At 67.0% G+C, this 17,913-nt stretch carries 16 protein-coding genes; 6 read left to right on the top strand and 10 right to left on the bottom strand.

The window, feature by feature from the left end; translation table 11 throughout:
- The first annotated feature begins 77 nt into the window (after positions 1-77).
- A complete protein-coding gene (locus AC3WQZ_RS12060) occupies positions 78-1,826 on the top strand; it encodes a class I adenylate-forming enzyme family protein (protein WP_010814170.1) in 1,749 nt (582 codons plus the stop codon).
- Positions 1,827-1,873: 47 nt separating this feature from the next.
- The gene (locus AC3WQZ_RS12055; RefSeq protein WP_231881501.1) at positions 1,874-2,716 is read left to right on the top strand and encodes an acid phosphatase; all 843 of its coding nucleotides are present in this window, start codon (positions 1,874-1,876) and stop codon (positions 2,714-2,716) included.
- A gap of 32 nt (positions 2,717-2,748) precedes the next feature.
- Here the strand turns inward: AC3WQZ_RS12055 and AC3WQZ_RS12050 are convergent, their stop codons facing one another.
- The 3 genes from AC3WQZ_RS12050 to AC3WQZ_RS12040 all read right to left on the bottom strand — a co-directional run bounded on the left by AC3WQZ_RS12050 (position 2,749) and on the right by AC3WQZ_RS12040 (position 4,219).
- On the bottom strand, positions 2,749-3,231 hold the full coding sequence (locus AC3WQZ_RS12050) for a CreA family protein (RefSeq protein WP_010814168.1): 483 nt from the start codon (positions 3,229-3,231) through the stop codon (positions 2,749-2,751).
- Between the two features lie 10 nt (positions 3,232-3,241).
- Entirely contained in the window at positions 3,242-3,727 is a 486-nt protein-coding gene (locus AC3WQZ_RS12045) for an acyl-CoA thioesterase (RefSeq protein WP_010814167.1), read from the bottom strand.
- A 210-nt stretch (positions 3,728-3,937) separates the two neighbouring features.
- The gene (locus tag AC3WQZ_RS12040; protein WP_010814166.1) at positions 3,938-4,219 is read right to left on the bottom strand and encodes an HU family DNA-binding protein; all 282 of its coding nucleotides are present in this window, start codon (positions 4,217-4,219) and stop codon (positions 3,938-3,940) included.
- 509 nt (positions 4,220-4,728) lie between these two features.
- On the opposite strand from AC3WQZ_RS12040, the gene AC3WQZ_RS12035 reads away from it, so the two are divergent.
- Together AC3WQZ_RS12035 and AC3WQZ_RS12030 are read left to right on the top strand one after the other, a co-directional pair.
- Positions 4,729-5,931, top strand: a complete 1,203-nt coding sequence (locus AC3WQZ_RS12035; RefSeq protein WP_492300607.1) for an ammonium transporter — start codon at positions 4,729-4,731, stop codon at positions 5,929-5,931.
- A gap of 213 nt (positions 5,932-6,144) precedes the next feature.
- Positions 6,145-6,999: a mechanosensitive ion channel family protein gene (locus AC3WQZ_RS12030; protein ID WP_010814164.1), complete on the top strand. Its 855-nt coding sequence runs from the start codon at positions 6,145-6,147 to the stop codon at positions 6,997-6,999.
- Between the two features lie 19 nt (positions 7,000-7,018).
- Here AC3WQZ_RS12030 and AC3WQZ_RS12025 read toward each other — a convergent pair whose 3' ends face one another.
- A complete protein-coding gene (locus tag AC3WQZ_RS12025; RefSeq protein ID WP_010814163.1) occupies positions 7,019-8,224 on the bottom strand; it encodes a Bcr/CflA family multidrug efflux MFS transporter in 1,206 nt (401 codons plus the stop codon).
- Between the two features lie 394 nt (positions 8,225-8,618).
- On the opposite strand from AC3WQZ_RS12025, the gene AC3WQZ_RS12020 reads away from it, so the two are divergent.
- On the top strand, positions 8,619-9,206 hold the full coding sequence (locus AC3WQZ_RS12020) for a hypothetical protein (RefSeq protein ID WP_058697084.1): 588 nt from the start codon (positions 8,619-8,621) through the stop codon (positions 9,204-9,206).
- A 106-nt stretch (positions 9,207-9,312) separates the two neighbouring features.
- On the opposite strand, the gene mdoH is transcribed toward AC3WQZ_RS12020, so the two are convergent.
- From mdoH to AC3WQZ_RS12005, 3 genes are all read right to left on the bottom strand, one after another.
- Entirely contained in the window at positions 9,313-11,925 is a 2,613-nt protein-coding gene (gene mdoH, locus AC3WQZ_RS12015) for a glucans biosynthesis glucosyltransferase MdoH (RefSeq protein WP_081225829.1), read from the bottom strand.
- On the bottom strand, positions 11,898-13,496 hold the full coding sequence (locus tag AC3WQZ_RS12010) for a glucan biosynthesis protein G (protein ID WP_492300605.1): 1,599 nt from the start codon (positions 13,494-13,496) through the stop codon (positions 11,898-11,900). Before AC3WQZ_RS12010 ends, mdoH begins: the two co-directional genes overlap by 28 nt.
- Before the next feature lie 367 nt (positions 13,497-13,863).
- The gene (locus tag AC3WQZ_RS12005; protein WP_010814159.1) at positions 13,864-14,235 is read right to left on the bottom strand and encodes a hypothetical protein; all 372 of its coding nucleotides are present in this window, start codon (positions 14,233-14,235) and stop codon (positions 13,864-13,866) included.
- 202 nt (positions 14,236-14,437) lie between these two features.
- Here AC3WQZ_RS12005 and AC3WQZ_RS12000 point away from each other — a divergent pair, with 202 nt between their 5' ends.
- Positions 14,438-14,869, top strand: coding sequence for an RT0821/Lpp0805 family surface protein (locus tag AC3WQZ_RS12000; RefSeq protein WP_010814158.1), 432 nt, complete (start codon positions 14,438-14,440; stop codon positions 14,867-14,869).
- 29 nt (positions 14,870-14,898) lie between these two features.
- Here the strand turns inward: AC3WQZ_RS12000 and AC3WQZ_RS11995 are convergent, their stop codons facing one another.
- From AC3WQZ_RS11995 to AC3WQZ_RS11985, 3 genes are all read right to left on the bottom strand, one after another.
- The gene (locus AC3WQZ_RS11995; RefSeq protein ID WP_037025458.1) at positions 14,899-16,641 is read right to left on the bottom strand and encodes a mechanosensitive ion channel family protein; all 1,743 of its coding nucleotides are present in this window, start codon (positions 16,639-16,641) and stop codon (positions 14,899-14,901) included.
- A 360-nt stretch (positions 16,642-17,001) separates the two neighbouring features.
- A complete protein-coding gene (locus AC3WQZ_RS11990) occupies positions 17,002-17,235 on the bottom strand; it encodes a hypothetical protein (RefSeq protein WP_010814156.1) in 234 nt (77 codons plus the stop codon).
- A 175-nt stretch (positions 17,236-17,410) separates the two neighbouring features.
- Positions 17,411-17,913: surface-adhesin E family protein (locus AC3WQZ_RS11985; protein WP_492300603.1), on the bottom strand; the 503-nt coding region annotated here is incomplete at its 5' end.

Genomic DNA, 17,913 nt, shown 5'->3' with positions numbered 1-17,913 from the left:
CCCCCCCCCCCCCCCCCCCCCCCCCCGCCGCTTTCCTGCATTTCCCTCAACCTGCAGTGCAGTTCCGGGAGGCAGTCATGTCGAGCAATCCGCAGTTGGCCGGCACCTGGCCGGTCATGTCGCTGGCCGAGGCCCACGCCCGGCTTACCGCGCCCGGCGCGCCGTTCGAAACCGAAACGCGCGTGATCCGCGGCATCCCCACCACCGTCTGGAAGAACGCACCGCCCACGCTGCGCGAGCTGTTGCTGAACACGCGCGCGTTTGCCGACCGCACCTTCGTGGTCTATGAGGACGAGCGCGTCTCCTACGATGCCTTCCGTCGCGCCGCCATCGCCCTCGCCCATGCACTGGTGCGCGATGGCGTGCGCAAGGGCGACCGCGTGGCCGTAGCCATGCGCAACCTGCCTGAATGGCCGGTGGCGTTCTACGGCGCGCTGCTGGCGGGTGCCATCGTGACGCCGCTCAATGCCTGGTGGACCGGGGCCGAGCTGGAGTACGGACTGGCCGATTCCGGCAGCCGCGTGGCGATCGTCGATGCCGAACGGCTCGACCGCATCCTGGAACACCTGCCGGGCTGCCCGGCGCTGGAACGCGTCTATGCCTCACGTGCCGGCGGCACCGCGGCCGAGCCGCGCGTGGCCCCGCTGGAAAGCGTGATCGGCAGCCCGGCTGACTGGGCCGCGCTGCCAGACCAGGCGCCGCCGCAGGTCGATATCGATCCGGACGACGACGCCACCATCTTCTACACCTCGGGCACCACCGGCAAACCCAAGGGCGCGCTCGGCACGCACCGCAACTCCACCAACGTGGCGGTTGCAGGCAGCTTCAGCCCGATGCGCAACCTGTTGCGCCGGGGCGAGCCGATTCCCGCGCCGGACCCCGCCGCGCCGCAAAAGGCCATGTTGCTGGCGGTGCCGTTCTTCCATGTCACCGGCTGCATGGCGGTGCTCAACGGCGCCATCGCCACCGGCGGAAAGATCGTGCTGATGCACCGCTGGGACGCGCTGCGCGGCATGGAGCTGATCGAGCGCGAGCGCTGCACCGCGGCCGGCGGCGTGCCCACCATCGCGTGGCAGATCCTGGAGCATCCGGAGCGCGGCCGCTTCGACCTGTCCTCGCTGGAGAACGTCAACTACGGCGGCGCGCCGGCATCGCCCGAACTGGTGCGGCGCATCGGCGAGGTATTCCCGCTGGCCGCTCCCGGCATCGGCTGGGGCATGACGGAAACGTCGTCCACCTTCACCAGCCACAGCGCCGAGGAATACGTGATGCGCCCGGACAGCAGCGGCCCGGCGCTGCCGATCGGCGAGATGAAGGTGGTGGACGGGCACGGCCGCGCCTTGCCGCCCGGCGCAACCGGCGAGCTGATGGCGCGCGGTGCCAATGTCGTGCGCGGCTACTGGAACAAGCCCGAGGCCACGGCGCAGACCTTTGCCGACGGCTGGCTGCGCACCGGCGACATTGCGCGGCTGGATGAGGAAGGCTACGTCTATATCGTCGACCGGATGAAGGACATGCTGATCCGCGGCGGCGAGAACATCTACTGCATCGAGGTGGAAAGCACCCTGTACGAGCATCCCGCGGTGATGGATGCCGCGGTGGTCGGACTCGCGCACAAGACGCTGGGCGAAGAACCGGCCGCGGTGATCAGCCTGAAGCCCGGCATGCAGGCAAGCGAGGCCGAGCTGCAGGATTTCGTGCGCACCCGGCTGGCGGCATTCAAGGTGCCGGTGCGTATCCTGATTTACCAGGAGATGCTGCCGCGCAATGCCAATGGCAAGATCCTGAAGTCGAACCTGCGCAAGCTGTTCGACGCTGCCACCTGAGCTGCGGCAGGAGCGCCGACTCGACAAGAACAACAAGGAACGACAAATTGACGGAACAAGCAAAGCGTGACCACTCCCCGTCCGCCCCGGTGCGGGCAACTATCGCGGTGGCACTCGCCGCCCTGGTGGCTGGCTGCGCCGCCGGCGGCACCAACCTGTCCGCGGTGCCGGAACTGCGCCCGGGCGTGCCTGCCGGCTACCTGGCTACCGACGCGCGCCCGGACAGCCTGAAGCTGCTGCCCGCGCCGCCGGCGCAGGGCTCGGCAGCGCTGGCGCTGGATGAGGATGCCGCGCGGCAGGCCGGGACGCTGCGCGGTTCACCGCGCTGGCAAGTGGCTGGCGAGGATGCCGTGTTGACGTTCCCGCAGGCCGCCAGCGCATTCTCCTGCGCGCTGGGCGTGCCGGTCAGCGAGAAAGAAACGCCGTACCTGAACATCCTGCTGCGCCGCAGCCTGGTCGATGCCGGCCTGTCCACCTACAAGGCCAAGGACCACTACAAGCGCACACGCCCCTTCGTTGCCAACAAGACCCAGATGTGCACGCCGGCCGAGACCGCCAAGCTGGAAAAGGACGGTTCGTACCCGTCCGGCCACAGCGCCATCGGCTGGGCCTGGGCGCTGATTCTGGCTGAGGTCGAGCCGGAACGCGCCAATGACATCCTGGCGCGCGGGCGCGCGTTCGGCCAGAGCCGCGTGGTCTGCAACGTGCACTGGCAAAGCGATGTCAACGAGGGCCGCATGATGGCCGCGGCAACGGTGGCGCGGCTGCATGCCGACCCCACCTTCCGCGCCGACCTGGACCGCGCCCGCCGCGAAGTGGCGGCGGCACGCGCCAGCGGCGCGCGCCCGTCGCGCGACTGCCAGGCGGAGAGCGCGGCGCTGGCGCCCTGATCCACCAGGTGCCGGGGCCGGCTGCTGCAGGGTTACTTCACCGGGATAACCGTGCCGGCCGGCACCGGCACGGCGGTGACGCTGTTCTGCGGGCTGCCGCTGACAATGCGGTCGGAGTACGTCAGGTACACCAGCGTATTGCGCTTGCGGTCGACCGCGCGCACGACATGCAGGGCCTTGAACAGGATCGACATGCGTTCGGAGAAGACGTTGTCCTGTTGCCGGATCGGCCCCTTGAAGGCGATCGTGGCCACCTGCCGGCAGGCGATCGATGCCTCCGGCGGGTCTTCGGCCATGCCCAGCTGGCCCTTGATGCCGCCCGTGCGGGCGCGCGACACATAGCAGGTCACGCCGTCCACCTGGGGGTCGTCATAGGCTTCGATCACGACCTTGTCGGAGCCGGTCATGCGGAAATTGGTACTGACGCTGCCGATCTCCTCGGCGTGGGCGCCCGAGGCGGCCGTCAGACAGACGACGGCCAGGACCGTGCGGATGCGATTGCAGTAGCGCTTCATGGCGGGGTATTCAGGTCACCGACGACTTGATGTCGTCGTGGCGCTTTTCCATTTCCTGGCGCAGCGCGCGGCGCTGCTGGGCGGCGGCAAAGCGCTGGCGCTCCACCTCGTCGCGCGGCTCCAGCGGCGGCACCTCGGCCGGCGTGCCGTTGTCGTCCACGGCCACCATGGTGAAGTAGCAGCTGTTGGTATGGCGCACCAGCTTGCTGCGGATATTTTCCGTCACCACCTTGATGCCGATTTCCATCGAGCTGCGGCCGGTGAAGTTGACCGAGGCCAGGAAGGTCACCAGCTCGCCCACGTGGATCGGCTGGCGAAACACCACCTGGTCGACCGACAGCGTTACCACGTAGCGGCCGGCGTAGCGGCTGGCGCACGCATAGGCAACCATGTCCAGGTACTTGAGGATGGTGCCGCCGTGGACGTTGCCGGAGAAGTTGGCCATGTCCGGCGTCATCAGCACGGTCATGGAAAGCTGGTGGGACAGATCGTTCATGATGCGGGTACGGATTGCGGGGGCGGGATTTCTGGGGCGAACCTGCGACGGCGGCATTGCCTGACTGCACGCCGGAACGCTGGCGCCGGCAGTTTAACCCGGATCGTGCCCGCCGTTGCCGGCTGCAGCCCGGTACCGGCAGGCGTGGCCGTGCCAGGCAACAAAAAAGCGGCCTGCAAGGCCGCTTTTCACGCTGTGGACGCAAACTGCTTACTTCTTCTTGTTCACCGCGTCCTTGAAACCCTGCCCGGCAGAGAACTTGACCGTCTTGGCGGCCGGGATCTTGATGGTTTCACCGGTGCGCGGATTGCGGCCGGTGCGGGCGGCGCGTTTGCCGGCGCTGAAGCTGCCAAAGCCCACCAGCGTCACCGAATCGCCCTTTGCCACTGCCTTCTTGATACTGTCCAGCGCTGCGTTGAGCGCGCGCTCGGCGGCGGCATTGCTCAGTTCTGCTTCCGCGGCGATGGCCGATACCAGTTCACCTTTATTCATGGCTGATTTCCCTTGTTGGTCGTCGTCACCGATGTGCGTGCCTCGCGGCAAAGCCATCGATCGGCGCAGTCTAATCTGCCCGTCGCGCGTAGAGCAATCCCCAGTGGCACCAATGCGACAAAAAAACCCGCAAATCCTTGATTGAGGCCGGTTAGCGGGCAATTTTCCACGCCTTTCCCGCTTGCCAGAAGCCGGCTTTGCCGGGCCGTCCCGCAGCGCGGCAACGCCAGACCGGCCCGCGCGTGGGGCAAACCAGCAGCATAGGATAGATTCCCACAAATGGGGCGCCGCACCATAACGGTTCAGCCCGCGCCGCCGTTTCGCGCCATTTTGGCGCATCTGCACTATCACGGCGATGCCAGCGGCAACGCTACCAGCAGCGCCCGCCCCTGCCTGCGCGCGGCATTCCGGTGCGGTTTTACCCGACAAGGTGCACATGGCACCAGGATGCGGCCGTTGCTGGAATGCTTTTTGCGTACTCACGCTCCCATTTTGAGCATGAGGTCACTATGGACGACTGGAAGACCGGCACCGACGCCCTGTTTATCCTGCTAGGCGCCATCATGGTGCTGGCCATGCACGCCGGCTTCGCCTTCCTGGAACTGGGCACGGTGCGCAAGAAGAACCAGGTCAACGCACTGGTAAAGATCCTGGTGGATTTTGCAGTTTCGACCATCGCCTATTTCTTTATCGGCTACACCATTGCCTACGGCGTGCAATTCATGTCCGGGGCCGAAACGCTGGCGCAGAAAAACGGTTACGAACTGGTCAAGTTCTTTTTCCTGGCGACATTTGCCGCGGCCATTCCTGCGATTATCTCGGGCGGTATTGCCGAGCGTTCACGCTTCAACCCGCAACTGGTCGCCACCTTCGTGCTGGTAGGTTTTGTCTATCCGTTCTTCGAAGGCATCGCCTGGAACCAGCGCTATGGTGTGCAGGACTGGATTACGCGCGTGGCCGGCGCGCCATTCCATGACTTCGCCGGCTCGGTGGTGGTGCATGCGCTGGGCGGCTGGATCGCGCTGCCCGCGGTGCTGCTGCTGGGCGCACGGCGCGGGCGCTACCAGAAGGACGGCCGCATCAGCGCCCATCCGCCCTCAAACATCCCGTTCCTGGCGCTAGGCGCCTGGGTGCTGGCGGTGGGCTGGTTCGGCTTCAACGTCATGAGCGCGCAGACGGTCGACAAGGTCAGCGGCCTGGTGGCAATCAACTCGCTGATGGCAATGGCCGGCGGCACGCTGGCGGCCTGGGCGGCCGGACGCAACGACCCGGGCTTTGCCTACAACGGGCCGCTGGCCGGACTGGTGGCGGTGTGCGCTGGCTCGGACCTGATGCACCCGCTCGGCGCGCTGATCACCGGCGCGGTGGCCGGCGCGCTCTTTGTCTATATGTTCACGCTGGCGCAGAACAAATGGCATATCGATGACGTGCTCGGCGTGTGGCCTCTGCACGGGCTGTGCGGCGCCTGGGGCGGCATTGCCGCGGGCATCTTCGGAGCCAGGACGCTGGGCGGGTTGGGCGGTGTGTCGCTGGGCGCGCAGGCGATCGGCACCGTGCTTGGCATCGTGGTGGCGCTGGCCGGGGGCACCGTGGTATATGGCGCGCTGAAGAAGCTGGTGGGCATCCGGCTCGATGCCGAAGGCGAATTCAACGGAGCGGACCTGACCTTGCACCGGATTTCGGCAACGCCGGAACGGGAAACCAACTGGTAATGGCGTGCGGGCCGTCCTGATTTAAATTGACAAGCTGCGCAAGGCAGCTTGTCTTAACAATAATTTGCTTGCACTTCCGGTACGGCGTCTCAATAATTGCCGTGCCCATGTATTGCGCCGCAACAGCGCGCAGGGCTAGCACATTGCTGCCGGCTGAATCGGGGGATGTTGTGCCGGCGGCCGGCCGGACACCAACATGAAAGGACTACGCCGATGGATGCCACTACCTTCGATAACCTCAAGGCCCTGGTCGTCACCTACGCGACAGAATTCGGGGTCAAGATCCTGGCGGCCCTTGCCTTCTGGGTCATCGGCCGCTGGCTGATCCACTTTGTCGTGCGCATGGTGCAGAACGCGCTCGGCAAGCAGAAGGTCGATCCCACGCTGCTGCGCTATGTCGGCTCGATCGTCACCGTGACGCTGAACGTGGTGCTGGTGATCGGCATCCTCGGCTACTTCGGCATCCAGACCACGACCTTCGCCGCACTGATCGCCGCCGCTGGCGTGGCCATCGGCATGGCCTGGTCGGGGTTGATGGCGAACTTCGCTGCCGGTGCGTTCCTGGTGGTGCTGCGCCCGTTCAAGGTGGGAGACTTCGTGACGATCGGCGGCGTGACCGGAACGGTGCGCGAGATCGGCCTGTTCGCGACCTCGCTCGACACACCGGACAATGTGCAGACCGTGGTCGGCAACAACAAGATCTTCAGCGATACCATCCAGAACTTCACGGCCAACCCGTACCGGCGCGTGGAACTGAAAGCGCAGCTTGCCGGCAGCACCGACACCGCCCATGCGGCAGCGCTGCTGAAGGCCCGCATCGCGGAGATCCCCAACGTGCTGGCCGAGCCCCCGGTCGATGTCGAGATCCTGGAGTTCACGCTGGTCGGCCCGGTGCTGGCGGTGCGTCCGTACTGCCACAACGACCACTACTGGCAAGTCTATTTCGATACCAACCGCATCATCCGCGAGAGCTTCGGCCAGGCCGGCTATGCCGCACCAATGCCGGCGCAGATGGTGGTGGTGCAACAGGCTTTGGCGCAGCAGGCCGCCGCGCAACAGGCTGCCTGACGACGGCTCGCAGACGGTATCAGCGGGGGCCTGAGCGCCCGTAGTATCGCATCAGCACCGCGCCCGCGCCGCAGGCCGCCATCACCACGCCCAGCGGCAGCGCGGTGCCGTCGCGCCACAGGCTGACTGCCGCGCCGCCCAGCGTCCCGAGTGAAAACTGCAGCGTGCCCATCAGCGCCGAAGCCGTGCCGGCGCGATGGCCCTGATGGGCGAGCGCCAGTGCCGACGCATTCGGCGATACGCAGCCGAGCGCGCCGATAAAGACGAAAAAGCCCGCCAGCAGCACCGGCAGCACCGCCACGCCTGCAAGCGCGGCAACAGCCAGCGCCAGGCCCGCCGCACAGGCAGCCAGCAGCGCGCCCCCGAGCACCTGATCGAGCGAGCGGCCGCGCACCAGCCTGGCGTTGAGCTGCGACATCGTGATCAGGCCCAGCGCATTGGCACCGAACACAAAACCGTAGTGCGACGGCGCAATGCCGTGCAGCTCGATCAGCACGAACGGCGAGCCGGAGATATACGCGAACATGCCCGCCGAGCCGAAACCCGCAGACAGCGAATAGCCGAGGAATTCGCGATCCCGCAGCAGCTCGGCGTAGCTTTTCGCCACCGTGCCGAGCCTCAGCGGCGCCGCATGGCGCCGGTCCAGCGATTCCTCCATGCGCAGGTGTACCAGCAGCAGGATCAGCATCCCTGCCACCGCCAGCACCCAGAAGATCGCGCGCCAGCCCGACACCGAGAGAATGGCGCCGCCGACGATCGGTGCCAGGATCGGCGCAACCCCCATCACCAGCATCAGCGACGAGAAGGCGCGCGCCGACTCATGCGCCTCAAGCCGGTCGCGGATCACCGCGCGTGCCATCACCATGCCAGCGCAGCCGCCCAGCGCCTGCAGGAAGCGCCACAGCATCAGCGACTCCACGCTGCGTGCCAGCGCGCAGCCCACCGCGGCGGCCACGTAGAGGCACAGGCCGACATAGAGCGGCGGCTTGCGCCCGAAGCGGTCGCTGAACGGCCCATAGAAAGCCTGCCCCAGCGCCAGCCCCACCAGGAATGTGCCGAGGGTCAGCTGCACCTGGCCGATGTCCACGCCGAGATCGCCGGCCAGCGACGGAAAACTCGGCAGGTACATGTCGATCGACAACGGCGCGATCGCCATCAGCGAACCGCAGATCAGCAGCCAGGCAGGAAAGCGCGCGGCCGAGGCAGCGCTGGTGGAACGGAGCATGGGAAGTATCCGGGGGGGAACGGCGTTGTCATGCACGGCCAGCCTGCTTGCGCCGCAGCCCGCGCCTGCAACCCGTGAAAAGACGCAATTGTTGCACAGCATAACGAAAGCGGTACGGCACTGGCGTAGCGGGTTTTGAAACAGTCGTTCAGAAAAACTGCCCCGCCAAGGTCGGGTTCGATGATGCTGGCGAAGTTGGCGCTATTGGTGAATAGTGGTGTCAGGTCATTTGCGATCACGGCAGCGCGAATCCGGCGCTGCGGATGCCCTTGCGGGGTGGCGCGGCTTTCACCTGTGGCAAGGTGGAGGGTACAATGCCAGCCTGTCGGCGCAAGCCACACCGTCGGCCACGCAGAGACGGACGACAGTATCGGTCCCGGCAACGTTAGCCTGCATGAGAATACGACACACGCCGCTTTCCGCTTCGCTAGGCCCGGCCGCACTCGCGGCTGCGCTGCTGTTGCCTCAGCCCCAGCCCGGCAACGCCGCGCCGGCGCAGGCGCGCAATGTCGCCGCCTCGGCGCCGGCCCCAGCGATCGATGAGGCCGACCCGCTGTCACGCATGCTCAAGGGCGCTGCCACTGGCCAGAACACCGGCGCCGCCGGCGTGCCTGAATTGCTGCGCAACACCACGCGGCCCGACAACGTGCTGGCACGCGCCTGCCGCCAGCTCAACGACGCCCTGCCAATCGAAATCGACGGAGAAACGCGGCTGCGCCGCTGCCAGTCGATCCCCGGCAAGCATGTGCTGTTCCAGCTGGAGCTCACCAACTACCGCGGGCCGATGCTGGACCTGGCCAGCTTCGAGGTCAACTACGCTGCGCCCCTGCAGCGCAATATCTGCGCCAACCGCGACGTCGAGATCCTGACCAAGCTAGGCATCAGCCTGATGTTCCGCTACATGACGCGCAAGGACCGTGGCGAGCGCCGCATCGGCGATGTCTACATCAACGCGCCCATCTGCACGGCCGCGCTGCGCTAGCCAATACAAACAAGAATCGATTGCAATTGATGCGGCACGGCACGCCGCCCGCGCAAAAGAAAGACGGCCCGCAGATGCGGGCCGTTCTCGTTTGGGTCAGTACCGCTCAGGCAGCGCGCGGGCGCAGCGGCAGCACGTTGGCCGCGCGCCGCACCAGGATGCGCGTGTCCTTCCAGCCGGCATCGGCCAGCGGCGAGCCCCACACCAGTTCATGCAGGCGTGCCAGTGCAAACGGATTGCCTAGCAGCACATGCTTCTGCGCGGGCGTCAGCGCGCGCGGGCCATGCGTGAGCGCATGCTCGACCAGGGCCTCATGGCGCTTGCGTGCCGATTCCGGCTGCACCACGCGCGGCGTGGCGGTCGCGCACATCAGCGCATTGGTAACCGGGTCCACCACGGCATCGACAAAGTCAGGCGTTTCGGCCGCGGCTTCGACATGCTGCTGCGTCTCGACGATCTCGCGCGGTACCTGCGTCTCCTCGGGGATCATGAAGAGGCCCGCATTGCGCGAGGCGCGACCGAACGACACCCGCGACAGCATCACCGACAACGGGATCGACAGCGCCAGCGAGCCCACGATCGGCAGCAGCCACAGCACGTAGGACGGGTTCAGCCAGTACACCAGGCCACCCCAAGCCAGGCCCAGGGCCGTGTGCCAGCCGTGGCGACGGAATGCCTCGCCCCAGCTGGTCTCGGCGTCTTCGCGCGGGGGCGACTTCCACGAGATGCCCCAGCCGCTGTACGCGGCGATCACGAACTTGGTGTGGAACAGCATGCGCGTGGGCGCCAGCAGCGCGGACAGCATCACCTCGATCAGCATGCTGGCAATCAGCTGCACCGCCCCGCCATAACGGCGCGCCTGCTTCAGCAGCAGCACCACGCTGGCCAGCTTGGGCAGGAACAGCAGCGTGGCCGTGGCGGAGAACAAGGCCAGCGCTTTTTCCGGATGCCATTCGGGCCAGGTCGGGAACAGCTGGTATTGCTGCGTGAAGTACTCCGGCGGCACCAGCGCGTGCTTGGCCAGCATCGCCGTGGACAGCAGCAGGAACAGCAGCCACAACGGCGCCGACAGGTAGGCCATGATGCCGGTCAGGAACACCGCGCGGTGCACCACGTGGAAGCCCTGCTTGAGCCACAGCCTGAAGTTCATCAGGTTGCCCTGGCACCAGCGGCGGTCGCGCTTGACCTCGTCCAGAAGGTTGGGCGGCAGTTCTTCGTACGAGCCTTCGAGGTCGTAGGCAATCCACACGCCCCAGCCAGCACGGCGCATCAGCGCGGCCTCGACAAAGTCGTGCGACAGGATCTCGCCCGACAGCGGGCCGCGGCCGGGCAGCGGCGCCAGCGCGCAGTGCTCGATGAACGGATGCACGCGGATAATGGCGTTATGGCCCCAGTAGTGCGATTCACCCAGCTGCCAGTAGTGCAGGCCGGCCGTGAACAGCGGCCCGTACACGCGCGTGGCGAACTGCTGCACGCGCGCGTAGAGGGTCTCGCGACCCACTGCCAGGGGTGCGGACTGGATGATGCCCGCGCCGGGGTTGGCTTCCATCAGCCGCACCAGCGTGGCCAGGCAGTCGCCGCTCATCACGCTGTCGGCATCGAGTACCACCATGTAGCGGTACTTGCTGCCCCAGCGGCGGCAGAAGTCGGCCACGTTGCCGGTCTTGCGCTTCACGCGGTGGCGGCGCCAGCGGTAGAAGATGCGGCCGAAGCCGCCGACGGCGCGGCACAGCTCCATCCACGCGTCATGCTCGGCGGTGCGCAGGTCCGGATTGCCACTGTCCGACAGCACGATGAAATCGAAGTTGGACAGGTGGCTGGTGCGCGCCAGCGATTCATAGGTGGCGCGCAACCCCGCGAACACGCGCGTCACGTCCTCATTGCAGATCGGCATGATGATCGCGGTGCGCGCCTCGGGCGCTATCGGCCCGTCGGGCGCGGCCGAGCGCGAGATCAGGTGGCGGTCGCCGCCCTTGGCCAGCACCAGGAAGCCCATCATTGCCGTCCAGAAGCCCGCCGACACCCATGAGAACAGGACGGCGAACAGCACCAGGATGGCGATCTCGAGCGGATCGGCGCCGTGGTATGGCAGCACGTTGCTCATGAAGTAGGTGGCCAGCACGGTCTGGATCACGACCAGGCCCAGCAGGAACCAGCGTCGGTGCGAGCCGGCGGGATGCCATTTGCCTTCGGCATCGGGACCGTCGTGCAGCGTGTCCCAGGTCTCGGGCACGGGCGGGCGGCCGAGCATGCGGCGCCAGGTATTGCGCAGCCAGCCGGTGACGATATGCGGCGGCCATTGGCGCGGCACCATCGAGCTGCGCTCGGGCTCGGGGCCGGTGTCGACCTTCACGGTGCCGTCTTCGCGCCGCTGCAGCAGCGGTGCGCCATCCACCTGGGGATTGCCGTATGCGATCGTGAAACGCCGGCCGACAGAGGCGTAGGCACTGCCGCCTTGCGCGGGCGGCGTGTCCTTGGCCGCCAGGCGCGACTGCAGGCGCGTGATCGCGTCCTGCGCATCGCGGCCGTCGGCGGTAACGGCGATCACGGGGGCAACGGATGCCACGGGCGTGACCGGTGCGACCGGCGTCGCGGGCGCGCCGTCTGCCAGCAGTTCGCTGCGCACTTCAGGCGATACCGGCAGGCGGTCGACATAGCGCTCGCATGCCGCCGCCTTGGCCGGTCGCTGCTTTAGCCTGGGGGTAAGATGTAGCTCCATGTCTCGGATAGGGTTGTATTGCCGTTGCGAAGATAGCCGCGCAACTCAACCGGCTTGGTTTCGTCCTTGCGGCGCATCACCATGGTCATGCGCCAGCCGCCGGTCGCCTCATTGCGCTGCACCGACGTTTTCAGCAGCTCACCGTTGGCATCGGCCGAAACTACCGGGTCGATGCGCACGTTCGCCGGCAGCTTGCCGAAGGCCGGGCCTTCGAAGTCCACCACCAGCGAAAAGCTCGTGTCTTCCTTGTTGCGGGTCTGGCCCTGCCCCAACCGGGTCTGGGTCACCCACGACAGCGGCGGCTGTTGTTCGCCGTCCTTCTGCCACAGCAGCCGGTACTCATAGTCGAAGGGTTGCTTCGGCTTGGGCGGGTTGTCCGGCACCCAGTACGCGACGATATTGTCGTTGGTCTCGTCCGGCGTCGGGATCAGCACCAGCTCTACCCGGCCCGAGCCCCAGTTGCCTCGCGGCTGCACCCAGCCACTCGGCCGGCGCTCATACCACGATCCGATCTCCTGGTAGCTGTTGAAGGTGCGGTCGCGCTGCATCAGCCCGAAGCCCTGCGGATTGGTCGCCGCGAACGAGGTGACCAGCAAGCGCTTGGGATTGACCAGCGGGCGCCAGACCCATTCGCCGGTGCCCAGGTGGATCGACAGGCCGTCAGAGTCATGCACCTCGGGACGGAAATCCTGTGCGGGCGACGGCTGGTTCTCGCCGAACAGGAACATGCTGGTCAGCGGCGCCAGGCCCAGCTTGGTCACGTTCTCGCGCAGGTAGAGGCGCGACTTGACCTCCATCGCGGTCTCGGCGCCGGGCTTGATGGTGAAACGGTACGCGCCGCTCATGCGGCGCGAATCCATCAGCGCGTAGATCGTGATCTCCTTGGCATTGGGGCCGGGACGCTCGATCCAGTACTCAACAAAGCGCGGGAACTCCTCGCCCGAATTGAGCGCGGTGTCCACCGCCAGGCCGCGTGCCGACAAGCCGTACCACTGGTCCTTGCCCAGCGCGCGGAAATAGCTCGCGCCCAGGAACGACGCCAGCTCATCCTTGCGCTTGCCCTGGTTCAGCGGATACAGGATGCGGAAGCCCGCGAAGCCCAGGCCCTTGAGCTTGCCGGCATCGACCTTGTGCGGGCCGTAGTTGAACGCGGACGGGTCGAAGCGGAATTCACGCACGCTGTTGCCCACCACTTCATGGATGCGCACGGGCTGGTCGAACACCATGCCCTCGTGGAAGAATGACAGCTCGAACGGCACGCGCGTGCCGCGCCAGGCAAAGCGCTCGGGCTTGTATTCGATCTCGCGGTAGCGCTCGTACGACAGCTCGCGCAACTCGCGCGGCAGGTTCTGCGGGGGCGCCTTGTAAGGCGAGGCTGCCAGCTGGCGCGCGCGCGCCGCCACCGTGTCGAAATCGAACGCCTGGGCTGCCATGGCACACAGCGCCAGCGCGCTGCCACCAAGCCAGGCTGCGATCCGCACACCCGCCCGCGCCGCCCGGCGGCGGGCCCCCGGCCCGGCGGTGGGCAAGGTATGGGGAATGGACAGGCGTGGCGTGGCGGTCTGTGACATGTATGCCAGGGTAAGCGGTTGAATCGGGGTGACCGGCATCGGCGGTCGGAACGAAGGACGACACAGCAAGAGACGGGCCCGGCGCCGAGTGGCGAGGCCCGGACACGAGGCAGACGGCCCGCGGGGCACTGTGTCCGGTTTGTTGCGATGCGCAATAAACCATAACAATTCGAGACGCAAAAGTCACGTTTCGATCACGCAAGGTTTGAAACAAAATGTTGGCCAGGTTGCCTGAAAGCCGCTCCGGACAAGGCTTTGCGGGCGTCGGGGTCACACGGCCGCAAGCTCCGGCGAGGCGAACGCCTCCCGGCTGCGAGAATCTGGTGCGGATCGGGGCCGGCCGGCAGCCGGCCCTTTTAATACGGTGTTACTTTTTAGCGCCTTCGCTGTACGGATCGAACTTGCCGCTCTTGGCGCCTTCGGAATACGGATCGAACTTCCCGCTCTTCATGCCACCCTGGCTATATGAGTCGAAGGATTTCTGCGCGCCGCCCTGGATCGGCTCCATCTGGTCAGGGCGGGCACCCGGGTTCAGCGAAGTCACGTTGTCGCTTTTTGCGCCATCCGAGTACGGGCTGAATTTGTCCTGCTTGGCGCCATCGGAGTAGGTACTGAACTTGTCTTGCTTGGCGCCGTCGGTGTAAGGATTGAATTTGTCGGCCTTGCCCGTGGTCTGGGCGTGCAGCGTGCCGAATGCGCAGGCCAGGGCCAGGCCGATGGTCAGATAGCTCAGCTTCATGGGATCTCCTCTCGCTGGGGGAAAGGCGCTTGCCTTGCAAAGCGCACGGCAGGCGCCGCTGCCGGCCGACGCGAAGCGCGGGGGCAACAATCAACGCTAGGTCAGCGGCTGGCACGTGTCAACCGCACCGCAGCGCCGCTGCGGCGCTGCATTGCGCTTACAATGCCACCCAAACGCCACCACGAAGCCACAAGGAATCGTCATGCTGCCTCGGCCATCCGACCCTACCGTCAGCCCTGTCCGCCCTGCCCTGCGCGCCGCCGTCACTGGCGCGCTTGGTGCCGCCCTGCTGTTTGCCGCTGCGGCACCGGCGCAGGCGTACTTCGACAACTACCTGAGCGGCACCATCATCGGCACGCTCAACGACAAGGAAGGCGCATCGCTGGCCAAGTCAGTGCGCACCGCACTGAACGATACGGCCGACGGCAAGACGGTTGAATGGACGTTCCCGGCGGCGGGGCGGCGCCAGCAGATCGACGGCACCATCACGCCGGTCGAAAGCAAGACCGACAAGGGCCAGCCCTGCCGGCGCCTGAAGTCTGACCTCAAGCGCGGCAGCGCTGAAGAGCACTGGAGCGGCTGGTTCTGCAAGCAGTCCAACGGGCAATGGAAGTCGCGCCACGTCGATGAGTAAGCGGCGCTGAGCGCTCGCGCCGCCGGCGTTCATGCCGCGCGCGACGGCGCGCGATGCGGCCGCGCCGCCGGATCGACCTGCGGCGACCCGGGTTCCTCGTACCACCTGGTCCCGGGCACGTAGACGGTCTTGTCCGGCTGCGCCATGAAATGCGGCGACATGATCTGCACCCCGTGGGTGTTGAACTGGTCCTGGATCGCCGCGTGCAGTGCCGACAGCGCGTAGAAGCGATTGCGCGGATGGTCCAGCGCGCAGAACAGTTCGTACTCGACGTAGAAGTCGGACAGCCCCCGCTGCAGCACGAATGACGTCGGCGACGGCGCAATATGCGCCGCCTCGGCGGCGGCTGCCAGCAGCATCGCATGGACCTGCCGCCAGGGCGTGTCGTAGCCGATCGTGACCGAAGTCGAGATCAGCGCAGCCTGCCAGCCTTCCTGCACGCGGGGATCACGCACGCTGCCGTGCCGGGTGTAGTTATGGATGGCACTGCCGACCACCACCGCATTGGGCAGCGTCACCTCTTCATTGCGCAGGTTGATCACCTTCACCGACAGGGCGTCGAGCGAGGCCACGGTACCCACCGTATCGCCGATGCACACCATGTCGCCACGCCGCAGCGCACGCGAATACACCACCACCATGCCGCTCATCAGCTGGTTGACCACGTTGGCCGATCCCAGCGTCACCATGAAGCCCAGCAGCACTGACAGCCCCTTGAAGACATCGCTGTCCGAGCCCGGGATGTAGGGGTAGGCAAAGGTGAAGCCCAGCGCCCAGATCACCACCGCCGCCAGCCGCCGCGTGGCGCCCGCGGTTTCCGGATGCATGCCGGGCACCGTGATCTGGCCCTTCTGCACCGCCTTGAAGATATTCGACACCAGCCGCTGCACCGCGCGGGTAATCAGCACGATCACCGCCACCGTGACCAGGCCCGGCACCGACGACACCATCGACAGCGCGATCTGCGACAGCAAGCCGACGATAAAGGCGCCCATGCGGTCGCCCATGGGCTGGGTCAGCGGAAACAGCTCGAGCGCAAACTCCAGCCAGGCAAAGGCCAGCACCAGCACCAGCCCGATCGCCAGGATCTGCACGATGCGGGCAACCAGGTGGTAGAGCGCGCCGGTCCAGTCGAACTGGCCGCCGACGCGCCGCGCCAGGTGGCGCTCCAGTGCCACCTGCAGGCGAGCGCGCAGGGCCACGCCGGCTCGCGCCACGCCCCATGTCAGCGCGGCCAGCACGGCCAGGCCAAGCAGGCTCAGCGCGGCGCCGCGCAGCAGGTTGGGCCAGTGCAGGTGCGCGCGCCGCGCGGCAATGGCCTGGCGCAGGCCCGCCGCGGTGCGCGTTGCGGCAGCCTCAAGCGTAAGGTGATCCTCCGGGGAGAGGTCTTGCGAGGTCAGCGCGAACAAGAGCCGGTCGCCCAGCCGGAAGGCGACCATCGGCGCATCGCCGAACGTGCCGCTGACCTGCCCGAGCGGCAGTGCCAGTTCGCTTTCCGTCAGGTCGTCGAACACCAGCTGCGCGCGCGAGACGCGCATGGCCGGGGTGGCTCCCGCGATCTCGGCGCGCATGGTGGCGATGGGCCTATCCATCAGGCGCAGCTCGACCGCAGCGCCGCTGCGCACGGCGATCGGAGCCGGCACGGCCGCGGGCTCGGACGCCGGCGCAGCCAGGCTGGCTTGCATCCACAGCGTGCCTATCACCCAGCCCAGTCCCGCCATCCAGAATGCCGTCAATCGCCGCCACCGCCGCCACACCGCTAGCGTTGCCATAAGACCGCTCCCGTCCGAGTTGGCCTGCGCCGGCGCGAGGGCTCCACGCCCGGTCCGGCACGATGCCCGCAAGCATAGCGTGCGGCGGCGCAGGCGCAAAGCCGGCGCGGCGGCAGCCGCCCTGCGGCAGCGGACGAAAAAAAGGAGGCCGAAGCCTCCTGGTTGCGATCCGCCCGGACATGCCCTGCTCTATCCCCCCGGAAGACACGCAACGCGTGCCGCGGGGCTGTCCTGCGCACGGCGGGTCCGCGCCATGCAGGCGCGGCCGGCCATTATCTGCGTGGCGGCATGGCAGTCACGGGCGCAGCCTGCCTCCCCGCTTGCCGGGGAGCCGTGCGCCCGCCGCCATCATCAGCGCGCTCAGGCGCCTTTGTTCTTCGTCGGATCCTTGGCCGCAGGCGCGTGGCTCTTCTTCTTGCTGCTGGTCTTCTTGGCCTTGGCCTTGCTGCTGTCTGCCTTGGCCGGCGCGGCCTTGTCAGTCGACGCTGCCGCCGGCGTGGCCGGGGTGGCAGGCGTCGCCGGAGTAGCCGGCGTCTGCGCCATCGCGCCCGCACCGAACATTGCCATCGACAGCATGACGATCCATTTCTTCATTTCCGTCTCCTCGTTTGCCCTGCGGGTAGGTATGGCAGGGATGCCTGCCATGACGGGCGCTTTTGGCTCGCGCCCTGTCACCAGCATCAACGAGGAAGGTTTGCGCGCCGTTGACCGGGACAAACCCTGATAGGGAGCTGGACAGGCAGCCGTGGATCGCCGCTCGCCGCCAGGCTTACCGGCACAGCTTGCGCAGCAACTCTCCGGCAATCGTGCCGGGGCCGGCGACCTGGAAGGTGCCGTACTGCGGCGCGCGGATCGTATAGAGCGAATCGCCGCGCGCAAAGCGCTTGCTGTAGAGCGTCTGCTCGACCACGGCGAACATGGACGTGGCACAGTTCAGCACCATGCGCTTGAGCGACGAGCGGATCGGCTCGCCGCTGGCGGTGCGGATCACCCCCGACGGCGAATTGCGGATCACCACCACGCCGACTTCGGTGCCCTGGCGGCGCACCGTGGATTGATCGAAATACGAAATCACGCCGTTGGCACCCATCAGGGGAAGCCATCGTTGCGGATCGGGGGCGGCGGGATCGGGTGCCGCGACCAGCCGGCAGCCTTCCCTGGGCGTGGACCGGAATACCGTGCCGGTGCCAGCGACCTGGCACTCGTACAGGCCAGCGGCGGCAGCCGGGCGGGTGGTGCTGGAGGGGACGGGGGACGGCGCCGTCGCGGGGG

This window comes from Cupriavidus sp. FW305-26 (assembly GCF_058787975.1).
The sequence above is the reverse complement of the archived record's forward strand: the minus strand, read 5'-3'. Positions and strand labels throughout refer to the sequence as shown.

Bases quoted from the DNA above. Each gene is read 5' to 3' on its own strand.
- AC3WQZ_RS12060 (WP_010814170.1), top strand. From the start codon at position 78: ATGTCGAGCAATCCGCAGTTGGCCGGCACCTGGCCGGTCATGTCGCTG.
- AC3WQZ_RS12035 (WP_492300607.1), top strand. From the start codon at position 4,729: ATGGACGACTGGAAGACCGGCACCGACGCCCTGTTTATCCTGCTAGGC.
- AC3WQZ_RS12005 (WP_010814159.1), bottom strand. From the start codon at position 14,235: ATGAAGCTGAGCTATCTGACCATCGGCCTGGCCCTGGCCTGCGCATTC.
- AC3WQZ_RS12045 (WP_010814167.1), bottom strand. From the start codon at position 3,727: ATGAACGATCTGTCCCACCAGCTTTCCATGACCGTGCTGATGACGCCG.
- AC3WQZ_RS12050 (WP_010814168.1), bottom strand. From the start codon at position 3,231: ATGAAGCGCTACTGCAATCGCATCCGCACGGTCCTGGCCGTCGTCTGT.
- AC3WQZ_RS11990 (WP_010814156.1), bottom strand. From the start codon at position 17,235: ATGAAGAAATGGATCGTCATGCTGTCGATGGCAATGTTCGGTGCGGGC.
- AC3WQZ_RS12025 (WP_010814163.1), bottom strand. From the start codon at position 8,224: ATGCTCCGTTCCACCAGCGCTGCCTCGGCCGCGCGCTTTCCTGCCTGG.
- AC3WQZ_RS12000 (WP_010814158.1), top strand. From the start codon at position 14,438: ATGCTGCCTCGGCCATCCGACCCTACCGTCAGCCCTGTCCGCCCTGCC.
- AC3WQZ_RS12010 (WP_492300605.1), bottom strand. From the start codon at position 13,496: ATGTCACAGACCGCCACGCCACGCCTGTCCATTCCCCATACCTTGCCC.
- AC3WQZ_RS12020 (WP_058697084.1), top strand. From the start codon at position 8,619: ATGAGAATACGACACACGCCGCTTTCCGCTTCGCTAGGCCCGGCCGCA.
- AC3WQZ_RS12030 (WP_010814164.1), top strand. From the start codon at position 6,145: ATGGATGCCACTACCTTCGATAACCTCAAGGCCCTGGTCGTCACCTAC.
- AC3WQZ_RS12040 (WP_010814166.1), bottom strand. From the start codon at position 4,219: ATGAATAAAGGTGAACTGGTATCGGCCATCGCCGCGGAAGCAGAACTG.
- AC3WQZ_RS11995 (WP_037025458.1), bottom strand. From the start codon at position 16,641: ATGGCAACGCTAGCGGTGTGGCGGCGGTGGCGGCGATTGACGGCATTC.
- mdoH (WP_081225829.1), bottom strand. From the start codon at position 11,925: ATGGAGCTACATCTTACCCCCAGGCTAAAGCAGCGACCGGCCAAGGCG.